Origin of the sequence: Gimesia aquarii, assembly GCF_007748175.1 — a bacterium.
GTDB classification, from domain to species: domain Bacteria; phylum Planctomycetota; class Planctomycetia; order Planctomycetales; family Planctomycetaceae; genus Gimesia; species Gimesia aquarii_A.
The window spans coordinates 1,720,742-1,734,392 of record NZ_CP037422.1 but is presented as its reverse complement, the minus strand read 5'-3'; the positions used below and the strand labels follow the sequence as shown (position 1 = coordinate 1,734,392).

The window sequence follows — 13,651 nt, the reverse complement described above, 5'->3', positions numbered from 1 at the left end:
CAGACCACGATCTTTTCTAAGGCTTCAATACTCACCATTTTATGCTAATATCAAGGCGTCAGTCGGGGGATTCCAATGGATTGTCCATAGGCCTGACTGAGTTGTTCGACTGTGATTCCGTAGGCTCTTAGTAAACTGTCCTGCCAGGTTAAACCGTCTTTGATTCCATTGAAAAATAATTTGAATTGCTCCGGGCTGGCTTTGAGCATGAGTTGAATGAGGGCACTGGCGCATCCATATTGCCAGCTATCCAGTCGGTCCGAATTGAAAAATTGACCGCCGAACGTTTGCATCTGTCTCAGTCGGGCGGCTGCTTCTGTTTGTCGGTACTTTACTTCTTTCGACGAAGGGACCACAGTCATTGCAATCCAGTCAGCAATTCCCTCATTGATCCAGGTGGGAATACTGACAGTGGTGCGATAGCGGTGCATATACCCATGCGCGGTTTCATGGACGAGCACGGCACCAAAGAAATTCGGATCATCGCCGCGATAGCAGGAGACAATCACTTTTCCATTGCTGTGAGAATGACAGAGTCCTATGGCGTTGCCTGTTTCAATGCGATTGTAAAACTTTTTCTCAAATTCCAGAAACGCGGGCTTTCCCATAAAGGCGACGATGACCGCTTTGCCTCGCCAGATATTATAACCGGGTTTGAAACCAAACGACCGTCCCAATAATTCGTTCATCTTGTCGAGTTGAATCAGGTACGGAGCCACCTGTTTGGCAGGCATATCTGTAAAAAACAGAAAATACTTGGTTTCGTAGAATTTCATGTTTAACGCACTGAAATGTTCTCCAACTTTAGTGAGAAACGTTTTGTATTCCTCTACATGTTCGTTTTGCTCTTCTTCCGGGATCTCTTCCCAGAATTGTTCATTGGATAACCGGAGCTTTTCTGTAATCGCGGCTTTTTTCTGATCCAGATTTTCGATCAAGGCGGCTTTGAGAGAGGGGATGTATTGAAACTGGTATTTTTTTTCATCGACTGTCATCTCAACCAGTTTGGTTGCAAAGAAGCGTTTGCCTCTTTTGGCGTTCTCAGCCTTGAATTCAATCGATTTGACGTGCCCTTTATTTCGTCCGGTAAAGAAACGTGTGATTTCGACGTTCTGTTCTAATTTACCTGTCGTTGTCAGTACGTCCGCCTTTTTTCCAACCAGTTCATTCACTTGTTCTGCAGTAAGCGCAAACTCCATGGCGGCCGCTTCCACAGTATTCGCCGGTTTGGCATTGAGCCGGGTAGAACGTTTCTGCGCTGCTGTTTCTGAGGGCTGTAAAATCAGCATCAGAAATAGAATGACTGGAATAGAGGCAACTCGAAAAATGGAATTGGGAATCGTGCGAGAAACCTGCATAACGAGACGCTTTCTGGGATAGAATCGGAGATGTGCCCAAAATCAATGGAAAACAATTATAATCCTCGTATGCTAAGGTACAATAGTCAAGTGGTTGTTTGGCAAATTACCGTATTTCTCACGCCGCTGTAATTCATCGTCGTTGCAAATTCAAATTAAGGTTATTCAATGGCATCATTTCTTTCTTCACTTTTACATGGGATTTGTTGTAGATGGTGAATTGAGAGATCGGACACATGGTTCACAAGTCTGTCCTAAGTGAGGGGCATGATTCGAGGAAATGAAGATTGCTGAAAAAATGCGATCCGAAACATTTAGATCAAAATTGATTTGTAATGACACTATTCTTGTGTGAATTTTAAGATTCTTTACTGTTCAGCAAATTTTTTTCAGAGTCGATCAGTTCTCTGAAAACAGGTCTTCGTCACGAACAAGATTGTGATTATTCCTAAAAGCCAGAGAAAAACAGAATTTTCATCCAAAGTTTTTTGCGGCTGAGTTTGCTCTTAAAATAGGCTAAATGGTGTTTTGAGTATCTTAATGTGTGTGTTCTGTCGTACCAATTTACTGAACCTGCTTGTTTTATTGATGCCGCCCGTTAGAATGATCCTCCTGTGGTTGAGTAGCCTGAAATCAGTTTTATCGGGGGATTCCGCAGAGACACATTTATTTTTTAGGAATCGGAATTAAGATGGCAGAAGGTACGATCAAGAAAGTGACACAAAAAGGCTTCGGATTTATCGACACTGAAGGTAGCGGAGACTTGTTCTTCCACTCTTCAAACCTCGAAGGAATCACATTCGAGCAACTCTATGAAGGTCAACGTGTTTCTTTCACAGAAGGACGTGGAGAAAAAGGTCCAAGAGCAGAGAACGTAAAACCTATCTAAGCTCTCAGCCCGTACAAGAGACAAAAAGCCGACGAAACCTCGTCGGCTTTTTTTATTGGCTTTATCAGTGACTGTTCATAAATCGTTCAAGCAAGTCGAAGCCGTTTTCTGGCAAATTCGAGCGCATCGATCAGCACATCGATTTCTTCGGTCGTATTATAAAATGTCAGACTGGCGCGAACGCTGGCTGTGATGTTCAACCATTGATGCAAGGGCATCGTGCAATGATGGCCATGCCGGACAGCGATCCCTTTGCGGTCTAACAGTGTGGCCAGATCTTCCGGATGAGCACCTTCAATATTGAAACTGAAAATGGCGCCTCTCATTTCCAGTTCCTGAGGACCATAAATTTGCAGGCCAGGTACTTCTTGTAGTTTTTGTAGCGCATACTGACTGAGAAGATACTCCTGCTCCTGGATCGTGTCGAATCCGAGTTGCGAGACATAATCGATGGCAGTTCCTAAAGCGATGGCTTCAGCTATGGGAGGCGTACCCGCTTCAAAACGAGCAGGGATGTTGGCCCAGCTGGAATGATCGCAGTGAACTTCGGAGATCATATTTCCACCGAACAGGAAGGGAGGTAATGTTTCCAGAAGCGCCTTGCGTCCATATAACACACCGATCCCCGAAGGGCCGAACAATTTGTGTCCGGAAAAGGCAAGGAAATCGATTTCACTCTCAATGACATTCACAGGTTGGTGCAGAACACTTTGGGCGCCGTCGACGAAAATCAATGCACCAACTTCATGAGCGCGCTGTGCCATTTCTTCCACCGGATTTATGGTTCCCAACATGTTTGACATACCAGTGACGGCGACCATTTTGGTTTTAGAAGAAAGCAGTGAGTGATAATGTTCCAGGTCAAGCCGTCCGTCTGGTGTGAGTTGAATGAACTTTAAAGTGGCGTTACGTTCTTTGGCTATGGCCTGCCAGGGGACAAAGTTGGCGTGATGTTCCATTTCGTTCAGAATAATTTCATCACCCGCATTTAAGTGATGACGTCCCCAAGTCTGGGCGGCCAGGTTGATGGACATGGTTGTGCCGGAAGTAAAAATAATCTCTTCCGGATAACTCGCGCCGATAAATGTTTGGACGCGAGCGCGAGCGGCCTCCATTTCTGTAGTAACCCGATCTCCCAGTTGATGCACGCCACGGTGCACGTTGGAGTAATAGTGCTCATAAATTTCGGATATTTTATCAATGACAACCTGAGGGCGCTGTGCCGAAGCACCACTATCCAGATAAACGAGATGCTGCCCGTTGGGAAGTTTTGTATTGAGAATCGGAAAATCGTGCCGAATTGAAGTGATATTGGCAACCATGATTTGTTGTTTCAGTCTTTAGAGTACGAAATTAATATTCTATTTGAATTTTAGCACGAAACCTCATAATGAAAAGGGTTCCCCGTAAAAGCAGTCTGCTTCACTAAACTCAGTTTAAAATGAATTCGGTTGGATAAGCTGATGACACGAAACAGCGATACAAAGTTCAGGTCGTCCGATGTTGTTAAAGCTTCAAATTGTACTTGAACTAGGCGAGCTGAGAGTGTTCCTAGATACTGCTCAATTTTCAGCTACAGCAGTCAGATTCTATCATCTAGAATCGGTTGATGCTTCATTGCATAAAAGTTGATACGTTTTTTCGAGTTCTTCATCAGACATCGCTTGTATTTGTGCTGGTGTCAGATCGAGATGAAGTTCTTTTTTGTGCGTTCGTGTGGGACTATCCAGCCCCAGTAATTTATCAATGCGTTCACGGGCGCGAAGACGATCGCGCTGAGTGGAGTTTTCATCAGTCAGAATACCTCGATAAAAATAGTAGGCTTCTGCCACATGGTCTTCGATAGAAATTTTTGTATGTTTAACCATTTCGCGGCGTGCCCGTGTGATATATCGTTGCACCGATCGAGTCGAAAGGCCGTACTTTTGTTGTACTGCTTTTTTAATTTCAGATGTGTATTTTGCCATCCCCAACATTTTCTTGATCAGACGAACGAGTTGAATCTGTTGTTCTTTCGAGATATTCCGCTTTGGCTTTTGAGTAGGTTCAGTCATGAATTCGATTTCCTGTATTTATGGAGGATCTGTTTTTCTAACAGTGCCTATAATGCGAAACGGCGTGAGGGGGTCAAGCAGTGTTTGTTGTGTGAAGCAACGCTGAAGCTGCACGAGCGGATAATGAAGCGACTTCATATGTGGTCGATCGCGTTTGAAGATATCACGAATCGATACGATACATTCGAAACGCATTCGCCGTGTTCAGATTCCGAGCGTCAAAAAACAGTCGATTTTATGATGCTTAAAACAACAGGTACGGAACTGTTCAGCGGGAAAATATCAGTTCCACGCGCGCGACGCAGATTGCGCAGTTTAAGGGGAGGGACGGCCGTGTCAAGCAATAAAAAAATCCCTGTTTTTCAGGGATTAAATACAACGGGATTTCAAGTCGTGAATATTGTCAACGACAGTTGTGTTTAGATTGATAACGACAAATGATGATTGGCATAGTTCTTTATTTTTTGGGAATCAATCTCTGTGCTTTGGAAATTCGATAGCAGGGTTTTCCCATTTTGTCTTGTTGAGAGCCATCAATGTGACCATCCAGAAGCACAACATCTCCATTCGTAAAGCGGTTCAATTTCCCTTGAGCATCGACAATTACAATGTTGCCACCAAATTTATCTGTGCGATCGGGGGTCGCGTTATAAGTGATATTCCAGCTTTTTTCCTGCTCATCATATTCCACAATACCTCGTAACCAGCGATAGTGTTGTTTGTCATAATTGAACGGAGAAGGAGATTTAGCGGCTGAAGTTTGTAAGTGGGAGTTCTTTGCTGGTGACTCAAAAGAAGCCGATTGGAATTTCGCAGGAGTCAGAAAGGGATCTGATTTTACGAGTTGAGGTCCAGATGCGGGAGTTTGGTGATTTGCATGGCTGACTTTGTTTGAAGAGGGTTTCATCAGTGAACTGCTGTTGGGACCAAAGGCAGCATCATTATTGTTTTCTGGAAAACTGTTGATGGGCGCTCCGAAATCGGGACTGCTGTTTTGGGGATTTGCTTCAAAACTATCATTCGGATTCGCATTAAAACTATCGCTGGGGGGACTATTAAAACTGTCGCTGGGATTCTCTTTAAATTCGGCGGGGTTTTCATTAAAAGCATCACTGCTGCTTTCGAAACTTTGCTGTTGCACAGGTTGTGGAACGCTAAACCCCGAGTTGTCATTTTGTTTGAATTGATCATTTTCGCTGGGAGCGAATTGATCCTTCATTTGTGTTGAATCCGTACCAATTGGTTGAGGATTCTGATTACTTTCGAATTGATTATCGGCATTGTTTGGAAATGTATTATTGTTATTTGCGGGGAATTCATTATCGGGAGTGAGTGGGGTGCCAAAATTCTGATTGGGGTCTTCATAGCTGGGAACTGCTCCCTTGCTATTTAATCCTCTACTGGGGTTTGAGTTATTTCCAGACGCTGTTGGATTAGCACCAAAGGGAGGCTGGCTATTGGTTCCTGCGCTCGGAGTACTATTGATTGGTTGTTTCCACTGGGTATCAACACCATCGTAATTTGTGTTGCTGGGGAAAGCGCCTCCATTATTGTCAGAACCTGAAGGTATAGATGAGCCTTGAGGTGGAGGTACTGGCTGACCAAGATCGGGCTGCACAGGATAGTTTCCAGGTGGAATACTACCTGGCGCGACTGTTCCAGGCCCCATCTCATAAGGCCCTGGTGATCCGTAAGGGCCGGGATAGGTACCACCGTAAGGATACTGATGGTAAGAGTAACACCCGGAAATCGTGCAGCCCAACAGAGCGCACCAGCTGATGTTGAATAGAAATCGTACAGACATGATAGGGTCCTTAAAGTTCCAAGTGATTTCCCGGAAGAGATTGGTGATCTACAGAAAGGGAAAAATCCAGGGACAGGTGCTAACTGAAACGTGTGGTTCGAACATTTTTGCTTCACATACAGCGGGGATTGATGTGAATATGTCTCTGCGGGGAGACGAATACAAAAACAGTCTTGTTTCAGTAAGCGTGCGGGATTTTAGAGAATCTTCAATATATGTCTATACCGAAAATGGGATTCTCTCCCCTCCCTGAGAAATCTTGACCAGAAAGTTCGCTAGAACAGTGACTTTGCGTTTCGTTTTTGTAATCTTTACAATAAGTATAAGCCTTATTTCCACAGAAAAGTGTTTTCATTAAGAATTTGTATGCCAGCCCCTCAATTAAAACTCCCTACGATCCAAAACTGGAACTGCCACAGTTGTGCTGGTTGTTGCAGGCAACATGAGATCGAAATCACAACAGAAGAAAAAGAGCGGATTGAAAAACAGCGTTGGGATCAGGATGAATCGATTCCCACAGGCCAGCCTGTCTTTGTGAAGATAGGGCTTTCACCTGTCAGTAATCGCTATCGACTGGCTCATCAGGAGGATGGTTCCTGCATTTTTCTTGACGAAAAGGGCTTATGCCGCATCCACGCCAAGTTTGGCGAGCCGGCGAAACCATTGGCATGTCAGGTGTATCCCTACGCTTTTCATCCGGCAGGTAATGATATCGCCGTTAGTTTACGATTCAGTTGTCCTTCTGTGGTCTCCAATCTTGGTAAGCGAGTTGATCAACAATCTACCGAGATTCGAAAAATCGTAGATCAGGTTCTCCCCAAACGCCGAAAAACACCACCGCCTCCCCGCCTCACCGCGAAAGAATCTCTTGGGTGGCCGGACACATTAAAAGTTGTTGGCTCATTAAGCCAGTTATTCCAGTCATCAGAAACGCGATTTTTAATCAACCTGTTGCGTGCACTTGCCTGGGTGGAGTTAATAGAGCAATCACGGTTTGAGACCATTCGAGGAGAACGCCTGGATGAGTTTCTTTCGTTGATCAGTCAGGCGATCGTGCAGGAGTATCCGGGAGATCTGGAATTAAGCAGAACTCCGATCAGCAGGTTGGGAGGAATTCAATTCCGCTTACTGGCGGCACAATACGCAAGGAAAGATACCTATGCAGAAGCTTCCCGGGGGTTAATAAGACGTTTATCGTTATTTCGCTCAGCCCTGAAATTCACTTTAGGAAAAGGTAATATTCCCTGTTTACAGGATCGATTTGCAGCCGTTCCTTTCTCACAATTAGAGGAATCGTTTGGAGCATTGCCGTCAGAGTCTGAAAAACTATTTGCCCGCTATTACCGCGTGAAAATTCAGGGACTACATTTTTTGGGAGCGGCTTATTACGACATTCCTTTTGTCGAAGGATTTTACCATTTGGCACTGATGTTCCCGGCGATTATGTGGATCGCGCGTTGGATCGCTGTCAGTGAAGGCAGGTCAACTTTACAGGTAGAAGATGTGAATGAAGCCATGGCCATTGCGGACCATCACCACGGTTATTCACCTGTATTCGGTATGCCTCATTTCCGTAGCCGAGTACGGAATCTATCTCGTTCTCAGGATATCAAGAAGTTGATCACCTGGTATGGACTGTAATTAACAGTCTGAATTCGATTGAAGGTTATTGCTGTAGTTCGATGCCTTTCCAGAAGGCAATCCGATTTTTAAGTTGCTCGTACTCTTGCTCAGGCTCTAAATAATACCAGGCGGCATCACGGTTCATCTTGTCGTTCACAATCACGTCATAAAAGAAAGCTTTACCTTTATAAGGACTGGTAGAAGTAGACGAACTCTTCTTGAGAAAATTACTATTTACTGACTCCAGGGGAAAATAGATATCCCCATCTATGGTAATGACGTCATCAGATTCAACTAAGACAGCCTCATTCCAAATCGCTTTGGGCACACTGAACTCCTCATTATTAGATTCAAATAATGATACTAATAAACGACTTGAGAATAGATGTTTAACGAGGTTGCCCAAGACTATACTAGCTAAGTTTGATTTGAATGCTATCGAATTTTTTTAAAAATAAGGTTGCTCTTTAAAAAAAATACGAATTAAATTTTTAAATCAGATAACAGCACTGAGTCGTGAATAGACAATCGTGATCCTCATCTTAAGAATCTTGTTGACTGTCATCAGGAACTTGTCGTGGGCTGAAGGAGATGATGCCTAACTCCCACTGCTTCCTTTTGAACATATTTTGAGAATTTAAAGTGTGGAGAAATGAAGCGTCTTTTCGCTCATAGCAGATCAAACCACCGTCTTCGAGTTCGACGACATGAATCATTTCCTGGGGGTGGGCAGATGGGTACTGCTTGATTTCCACTTCTTCAGAACCGAGAAGTGCTTCGACCGAGAGCAGTGTCTCTTGCTGGCTGAGAGTAAAACGACCATTTGTGTTGGGGATTTGTTCCCATTGAAATCGTTTAAGTAAATCATCAATTTTCATAGAATCATGTTCACAAGGGTGATTTTGTTCGGATGTTACCACCTTCTTTAATCTGTAAAATGAGTCTAAAACGTTTTGATAACAAATGAAAGAGCGCCGCTTTTAAAAGAACGCTATTATTTGACTGCGCATAAAAAAATGATGTTTCTCCAAAAGAGAGACATCATTTTTAATTTTTATAGCTACCAAGTGCAAATTCTCAAAAAAAAAGGAATTCCTGTTGTTCAATTCTAAGCTTCAAAAAAACTTTCGTGTTGAGAAGTCTGTCCGAGGGAAAAATTCCCTCGGACTTGACGTTCACGATACTGGAAGCTGCCTTTCGGACCTGATTGGCCAATCCCATTTAGTGTTGTCTTGGGATTGCAGAAGTTCCTCAAATTCGAATTAGTTGCAGCAAGACTTTGGAGCTGGAGCACAGCAAGTTGGCTTTGGAGCTGGTGCACAGCAAGTAGGAGCTGGAGCACAGCAGCTTCGAGACTTGTGCTTGCAGCAACGAATTTTTACTTTACGGCAACGATCTTTGCAACGATTGAACATCTTTCCGCAACGGTCTTTGCAACGGTTCATGAAGTTTCCTCTGAACAGTTTTTTACGACCACAGCATGAGTTATCACATGTGTTGCAGCAGGTCTTAGGAGCTGGAGCACAGCAAGTCTTAGGTGCAGGAGCACAGCAAGTTTTGGGAGCTGGTGCACAACACTTAGGAGCAGGAGCGCAACAAGTTTTAGGAGCTGGGGCACAGCATGTAGGAGCAGGAGCACAGCATCCTTTACCAAGGAAGCTAGCAGCTTCAGCAGATACGCCAGCACAACAAACAACCGCAACGGCGGCAACATAACTTAACAATTTCATTTAGGCAATCTCCAAGGATTCGCTTCGTGGACGGTCGTGAGGTACTCTGTCATGGTTGATTCAGGTGAGGTTTCCCGATCAACCTGAGAGTCCATAGCCTCACGTAATTAAAAAGGTAAACCTGATTATCTTTTCGGCGATAATTGCCCAATAGTCCTTGAATAAACACAAAATTGTCGTGTCTTCCCCCAAAGTGGGTCCTGAAAGGTCGCTTATATCGATTATGAGGTCACTTTGTTTGTGGCAGTGACCAGGGAGTGCCATCACTTCATTCTTTAGCAGAATTACTTGTGTCTGTTTGTATATTTTAGATCCCTTAGAAATAGCTACTTTCGCCTCAAATCTGGAATTCATAAAAAATCCGACTTAGTAGTCCTTCCTGAGTCCTCGAATGAGTTGTATTCAAGTGAGGCATGTATAGGATTGAGATAAAGTCACACAATGCAAATGAAATAGGCAGGTTTTATGTGGTCATATGTTTAATTTTAATGGTGTTGTATGAGAAAAGTGTTTGTTCTTGAAGAGCGGACACACATTGGGTCTGAGCTTCAATGGCAATTTGAAAAGGAGACCGATTGGAGCATTCGTGGATTTTCCTCTGAGTCCAATTTGTTTCAGCAATGTCTTAAGGAAAACCAGGCAGAACTCGTTGTAGTTATTAACCTGAGTATTAGTAAGCAAATTTGTTTGCAGTTTTTACAAAGGTGCCTGTCAGCTAGAGTCTCGTTCCCTGTCATCATTTTCTCGGAAGAACCTCTCCAAAATCTGGAATGGGCACTCCGAGAGTTGGGAGTCTTTCATTTGCAAACAGGTAGTTTGGAACCGGAGAGAATTGCAAAAATGTGTCGATGGCATTTGGGAGCAACAACATCAAGATCGACATCGTAATCTCGAACGATTCATTTTCACTAATCAATATTCATGCTTCAGATCGTTCAGTTTTTTTATCTTGCATTTTCAGGTTGTATAGAATGAACTGAGATTTCTTGAAACACGGATCAATAATGTCGTTATTGGAAAGTACATCAAACTGATGAGTAATTCTGAAATAAATGAAATGAATTTACAAAGTTGTCTGAACGATCTTATGGATCCGGTATTTGAGAAATCTTTATCGTCTTCAGGATTTTTGAAAGAAACAACGGTCGGCGATTCTGGTCAGGTTCATGTGCAGATTGAATTACCTGTTCCTTCTTACCCATTAGAATCCGAATTATCAGAGCTGATTCAAAATACGATTCAAGAACAGTTCCCCGAATGTCAAGATGTGAATGTGGAATATACCACCGATATCAAAGGCAAACAGTCGGGAGGACGACTGGGACTTAATGTGAAAAATATTATTGCTGTGGGTGCCGGTAAAGGGGGTGTTGGCAAAAGCACGGTGGCGGCGAGTTTGGCTTATAGCCTCAAGCAATTTGGTGCTCGTGTGGGCTTGGTTGATGCTGATGTTTACGGCCCTAGTATCCCGCATTTGGTGGGTACTAGCGAAAAGCCGATGGCACAGGAGTTTCAAGGAAAAGATGGCCAGACCATGACTCGCATCGTTCCAGTTGAGGCGAATGGTTTGAAGGTGATGTCGATGGCATTTTTTGTCGAGCCCGATCAAGCTGTCATCTGGAGGGGACCAATGTTGCACAAAGCGATCACACAGTTCCTGCAGGATACAGAATGGGGAGAACTCGACTATCTGATTATTGATATGCCTCCTGGAACAGGTGATGTCTCGTTAACATTGTCTCAATTGCTTGAATTGGCAGGTGCAGTGATTGTCTGCTCTCCTCAACAAGTGGCTTTGTTAGACGCAGTAAAAGCAGTGCAAATGTTTCGTCAGGTAAAAATTCCAGTCTTAGGAATCATCGAGAATATGTCTGGTGAGGTATTTGGACAGGGAGGTGCCCAAGCGAAAGGCGAAGAATTAGAGATTCCCTTCCTGGGAGAGATCCCCATGAATGCAGAAATCCGCATCAAATCTGATTCGGGAAACATTTCTCAATTAGTAGAAGATGATTCGGAAGCGCAAGCACATTTACTCAAGGTTGCTGAAAACGTGGCTATTGAAATTGCCCGTAATCTGATCACGAATCCCACTCGACCACCTTTGGAAATTCTCTAGTGGCTCTAAAACCAAATTCAACAACACATAATTTGACAACTAAAATGATTAGCATTGAAGAACTATTAGAGGAATTTAAGCATCTCGCCGATTGGGAAGAGCGTTGCGATTTTCTGATCGATCTGGGATTTGAACTTCCTGCCATGCCCGATTCAGAAAAAACGGAGGCGAACCGTGTGCATGGATGTCAGAGTATGGTCTGGCTTACCACAGATCTAAAACAGGTCGGAGACCAAAAGGTCCTGGAGATTAATGCGGACAGCGATGCATTAATTGTCAAAGGATTAATTGCTGTTCTACTTGCAATTTATAATAGTAAAACACCGGAAGAAGTCCTGAACATCGATGTGAAACAGTATTTTTCTGAGTTACAGCTAGATAAATATCTTAGCTCTCAAAGAAAAAATGGTCTGTTTGGGATGGTTGAGCGAGTTCAGCAGGAAGCAAAAATGCTGTCTGGTCAAACTTAATAATCTACTATCTCGTCAGGAATTCAGTACGTGATCTGTGATTAATCATCGACAACGTTCTTTCCTGGAAGTGGGATCGCTTCAAAGTGGAAATCAATAGGAGCTGAAGTAATCAGGGTTGGAGCCAGATAAGTGAATTGGTAACTTGTCTCTGCTTGCGGTAAATCAGTAAATTGATACAGCACGCTAATCTTTCCCGTGCTTTCCAAAGTGGTTTGAGATGATCCGTTCAACCAATACTTTTTACCTTGCGAGTTCTGTAGAAACGCTCGATTGTGGTAAATCCATGTTCGATGTGATTCGAAAGCAGGGCCACTATAGTCATAGCTCAAAGCTATGCGAACATTCAGATTCTGTTTGGAATCATGTTTCATGCTCTTTGCATCAATCAATTCGACGGAAATATTTCCCCGTCGGCGAAGTGCTCCCTTTGACCGTGAAAGATGATCAAAGGTAATTGGCAGAGTTTCAGCCGCCAGTTCCATTTTTAGCCGTCCCTGAATCTCAATGGTCTTTGGAAGTTGATTGCGATCCAAGATCCATTGCATCGAAAATTTTAAATTTTTACCCCCTTCTCCCAGAGGAAGCTCATATTTCGCGTGGGGATTAAAAGGGGGAAGCTTGTGTGTCTTGTTCCCTTTTGCCTCTAATTCACTAGATGAGTAACTCAGAAATAAAGGTCTTAAACGTGGTTCAACCTGAATCAAAAATGTGGCTCGCAACAGTTCTCGGCTTGTGTTGCCTACGAGAGGTCGTCTGAGCACCTTTTCGATCTCAATCCGAAAAGGTCCGCTGTAGTAGACATGAGTTAGTTCTACTGATGGGTTCGGCTGATTCTGGCGAACCTGATTGAATTCCAAATATCCATTCGAACTATTAATTTGGTAAGTCAGGTATCGTTTTCGAGTGAGATCGTCAATGGCTTCCCAGAAAGGGCAGTCGACAAAGTTGACGTCCATCTTTGCGTTTAAAAGAGCATTCGATAATCTAGCCACATCAAGCTGGTTCCCGGTTTGCTCAGTGATTTTCATGAAAATTTTCTTGAGTGAATGTTTGCCTGTTAAATTAACGGTCGAGGCCTGAATGGAATCTTTTGCAACCCGCTTTTCAATCTGCTCGCGCACACGTTGGAGAGTGTCTCGAACAGAATTACTGGAAACAAGTTCTGGTGGGGGCAGTAAAGTCAGAACCGGTTTTCCCAACGAGATTAACTCTATTTCAGATTGTTGCCGGACAACACGCTGATTCGAATCCAGCTTTTTGATGAGCTGAGCAATCTGCTGCTTGATTTGAGCCTTTTTTGTTATTTCTGGTTTCTGGACAAAAGCGTTTGATTCCGCCACCATCCAAAAAAATGTCAGATAAAAAAAGGAAATTCCAAAATGAAGCCAGGTACGCGACACAAGAAGGTTTCCAGCTCAAGTAGATAGATTTGAATTAAGCTCCCTGAAGAAGCACTATTATATTGTAGCCGATTCATATGCCATGGAAACACCAGGAAGATCAGGTAACACAATTAGTGTATTCATTATAATTGATACTACTACTTCAATACTTGCTTCTTAACGCTCTGATTTGATGCAGACATTATTTTCTCGAATCCCCCT

14 protein-coding genes are annotated in these 13,651 nt (G+C 43.4%); 7 read left to right on the top strand and 7 right to left on the bottom strand.

What is annotated here, in order from left to right; translation table 11 throughout:
* Window positions 1-50: 50 nt before the first annotated feature.
* Window positions 51-1,358, bottom strand: coding sequence for a hypothetical protein (locus tag V202x_RS06865; RefSeq protein WP_145172438.1), 1,308 nt, complete (start codon window positions 1,356-1,358; stop codon window positions 51-53).
* A 691-nt stretch (window positions 1,359-2,049) separates the two neighbouring features.
* On the opposite strand from V202x_RS06865, the gene V202x_RS06860 reads away from it, so the two are divergent.
* The gene (locus V202x_RS06860; protein WP_144982679.1) at window positions 2,050-2,247 is read left to right on the top strand and encodes a cold-shock protein; all 198 of its coding nucleotides are present in this window, start codon (window positions 2,050-2,052) and stop codon (window positions 2,245-2,247) included.
* Between the two features lie 86 nt (window positions 2,248-2,333).
* Here V202x_RS06860 and V202x_RS06855 read toward each other — a convergent pair whose 3' ends face one another.
* The gene (locus V202x_RS06855; RefSeq protein ID WP_145172436.1) at window positions 2,334-3,569 is read right to left on the bottom strand and encodes an aminotransferase class V-fold PLP-dependent enzyme; all 1,236 of its coding nucleotides are present in this window, start codon (window positions 3,567-3,569) and stop codon (window positions 2,334-2,336) included.
* 270 nt (window positions 3,570-3,839) lie between these two features.
* Window positions 3,840-4,301, bottom strand: coding sequence for a hypothetical protein (locus V202x_RS06850; protein ID WP_145172433.1), 462 nt, complete (start codon window positions 4,299-4,301; stop codon window positions 3,840-3,842).
* A gap of 123 nt (window positions 4,302-4,424) precedes the next feature.
* Here V202x_RS06850 and V202x_RS06845 point away from each other — a divergent pair, with 123 nt between their 5' ends.
* Window positions 4,425-4,724, top strand: a complete 300-nt coding sequence (locus tag V202x_RS06845) for a hypothetical protein (protein ID WP_145172431.1) — start codon at window positions 4,425-4,427, stop codon at window positions 4,722-4,724.
* 34 nt (window positions 4,725-4,758) lie between these two features.
* On the opposite strand, the gene V202x_RS06840 is transcribed toward V202x_RS06845, so the two are convergent.
* Window positions 4,759-6,105, bottom strand: a complete 1,347-nt coding sequence (locus V202x_RS06840) for a hypothetical protein (protein ID WP_145172429.1) — start codon at window positions 6,103-6,105, stop codon at window positions 4,759-4,761.
* Window positions 6,106-6,471: 366 nt separating this feature from the next.
* Between V202x_RS06840 and V202x_RS06835 the strand changes: the two genes are divergently transcribed.
* Window positions 6,472-7,746, top strand: a complete 1,275-nt coding sequence (locus tag V202x_RS06835) for a YkgJ family cysteine cluster protein (RefSeq protein ID WP_145172427.1) — start codon at window positions 6,472-6,474, stop codon at window positions 7,744-7,746.
* Between the two features lie 25 nt (window positions 7,747-7,771).
* On the opposite strand, the gene V202x_RS06830 is transcribed toward V202x_RS06835, so the two are convergent.
* Together V202x_RS06830 and V202x_RS06825 are read right to left on the bottom strand one after the other, a co-directional pair.
* A complete protein-coding gene (locus V202x_RS06830) occupies window positions 7,772-8,056 on the bottom strand; it encodes a DUF427 domain-containing protein (protein ID WP_145172426.1) in 285 nt (94 codons plus the stop codon).
* Window positions 8,057-8,270: 214 nt separating this feature from the next.
* On the bottom strand, window positions 8,271-8,606 hold the full coding sequence (locus V202x_RS06825) for a hypothetical protein (protein WP_145172425.1): 336 nt from the start codon (window positions 8,604-8,606) through the stop codon (window positions 8,271-8,273).
* Between the two features lie 388 nt (window positions 8,607-8,994).
* Here V202x_RS06825 and V202x_RS27400 point away from each other — a divergent pair, with 388 nt between their 5' ends.
* The 4 genes from V202x_RS27400 to V202x_RS06805 all read left to right on the top strand — a co-directional run bounded on the left by V202x_RS27400 (window position 8,995) and on the right by V202x_RS06805 (window position 12,044).
* Entirely contained in the window at window positions 8,995-9,444 is a 450-nt protein-coding gene (locus tag V202x_RS27400) for a hypothetical protein (protein WP_197993264.1), read from the top strand.
* A gap of 512 nt (window positions 9,445-9,956) precedes the next feature.
* Window positions 9,957-10,346 carry a hypothetical protein gene (locus tag V202x_RS06815; protein ID WP_145172423.1) on the top strand — a complete coding sequence of 130 codons (390 nt, stop codon included), beginning with the start codon at window positions 9,957-9,959 and terminating at the stop codon, window positions 10,344-10,346.
* Window positions 10,347-10,515: 169 nt separating this feature from the next.
* On the top strand, window positions 10,516-11,574 hold the full coding sequence (locus V202x_RS06810; protein WP_232098890.1) for an Mrp/NBP35 family ATP-binding protein: 1,059 nt from the start codon (window positions 10,516-10,518) through the stop codon (window positions 11,572-11,574).
* Window positions 11,574-12,044: a SufE family protein gene (locus V202x_RS06805; RefSeq protein ID WP_232098889.1), complete on the top strand. Its 471-nt coding sequence runs from the start codon at window positions 11,574-11,576 to the stop codon at window positions 12,042-12,044. The genes V202x_RS06810 and V202x_RS06805 overlap by 1 nt, the downstream gene beginning before the upstream one ends.
* Window positions 12,045-12,085: 41 nt before the next feature.
* Here the strand turns inward: V202x_RS06805 and V202x_RS06800 are convergent, their stop codons facing one another.
* A complete protein-coding gene (locus V202x_RS06800; RefSeq protein ID WP_145172419.1) occupies window positions 12,086-13,447 on the bottom strand; it encodes a hypothetical protein in 1,362 nt (453 codons plus the stop codon).
* Between the last annotated feature and the right edge of the window lie 204 nt (window positions 13,448-13,651).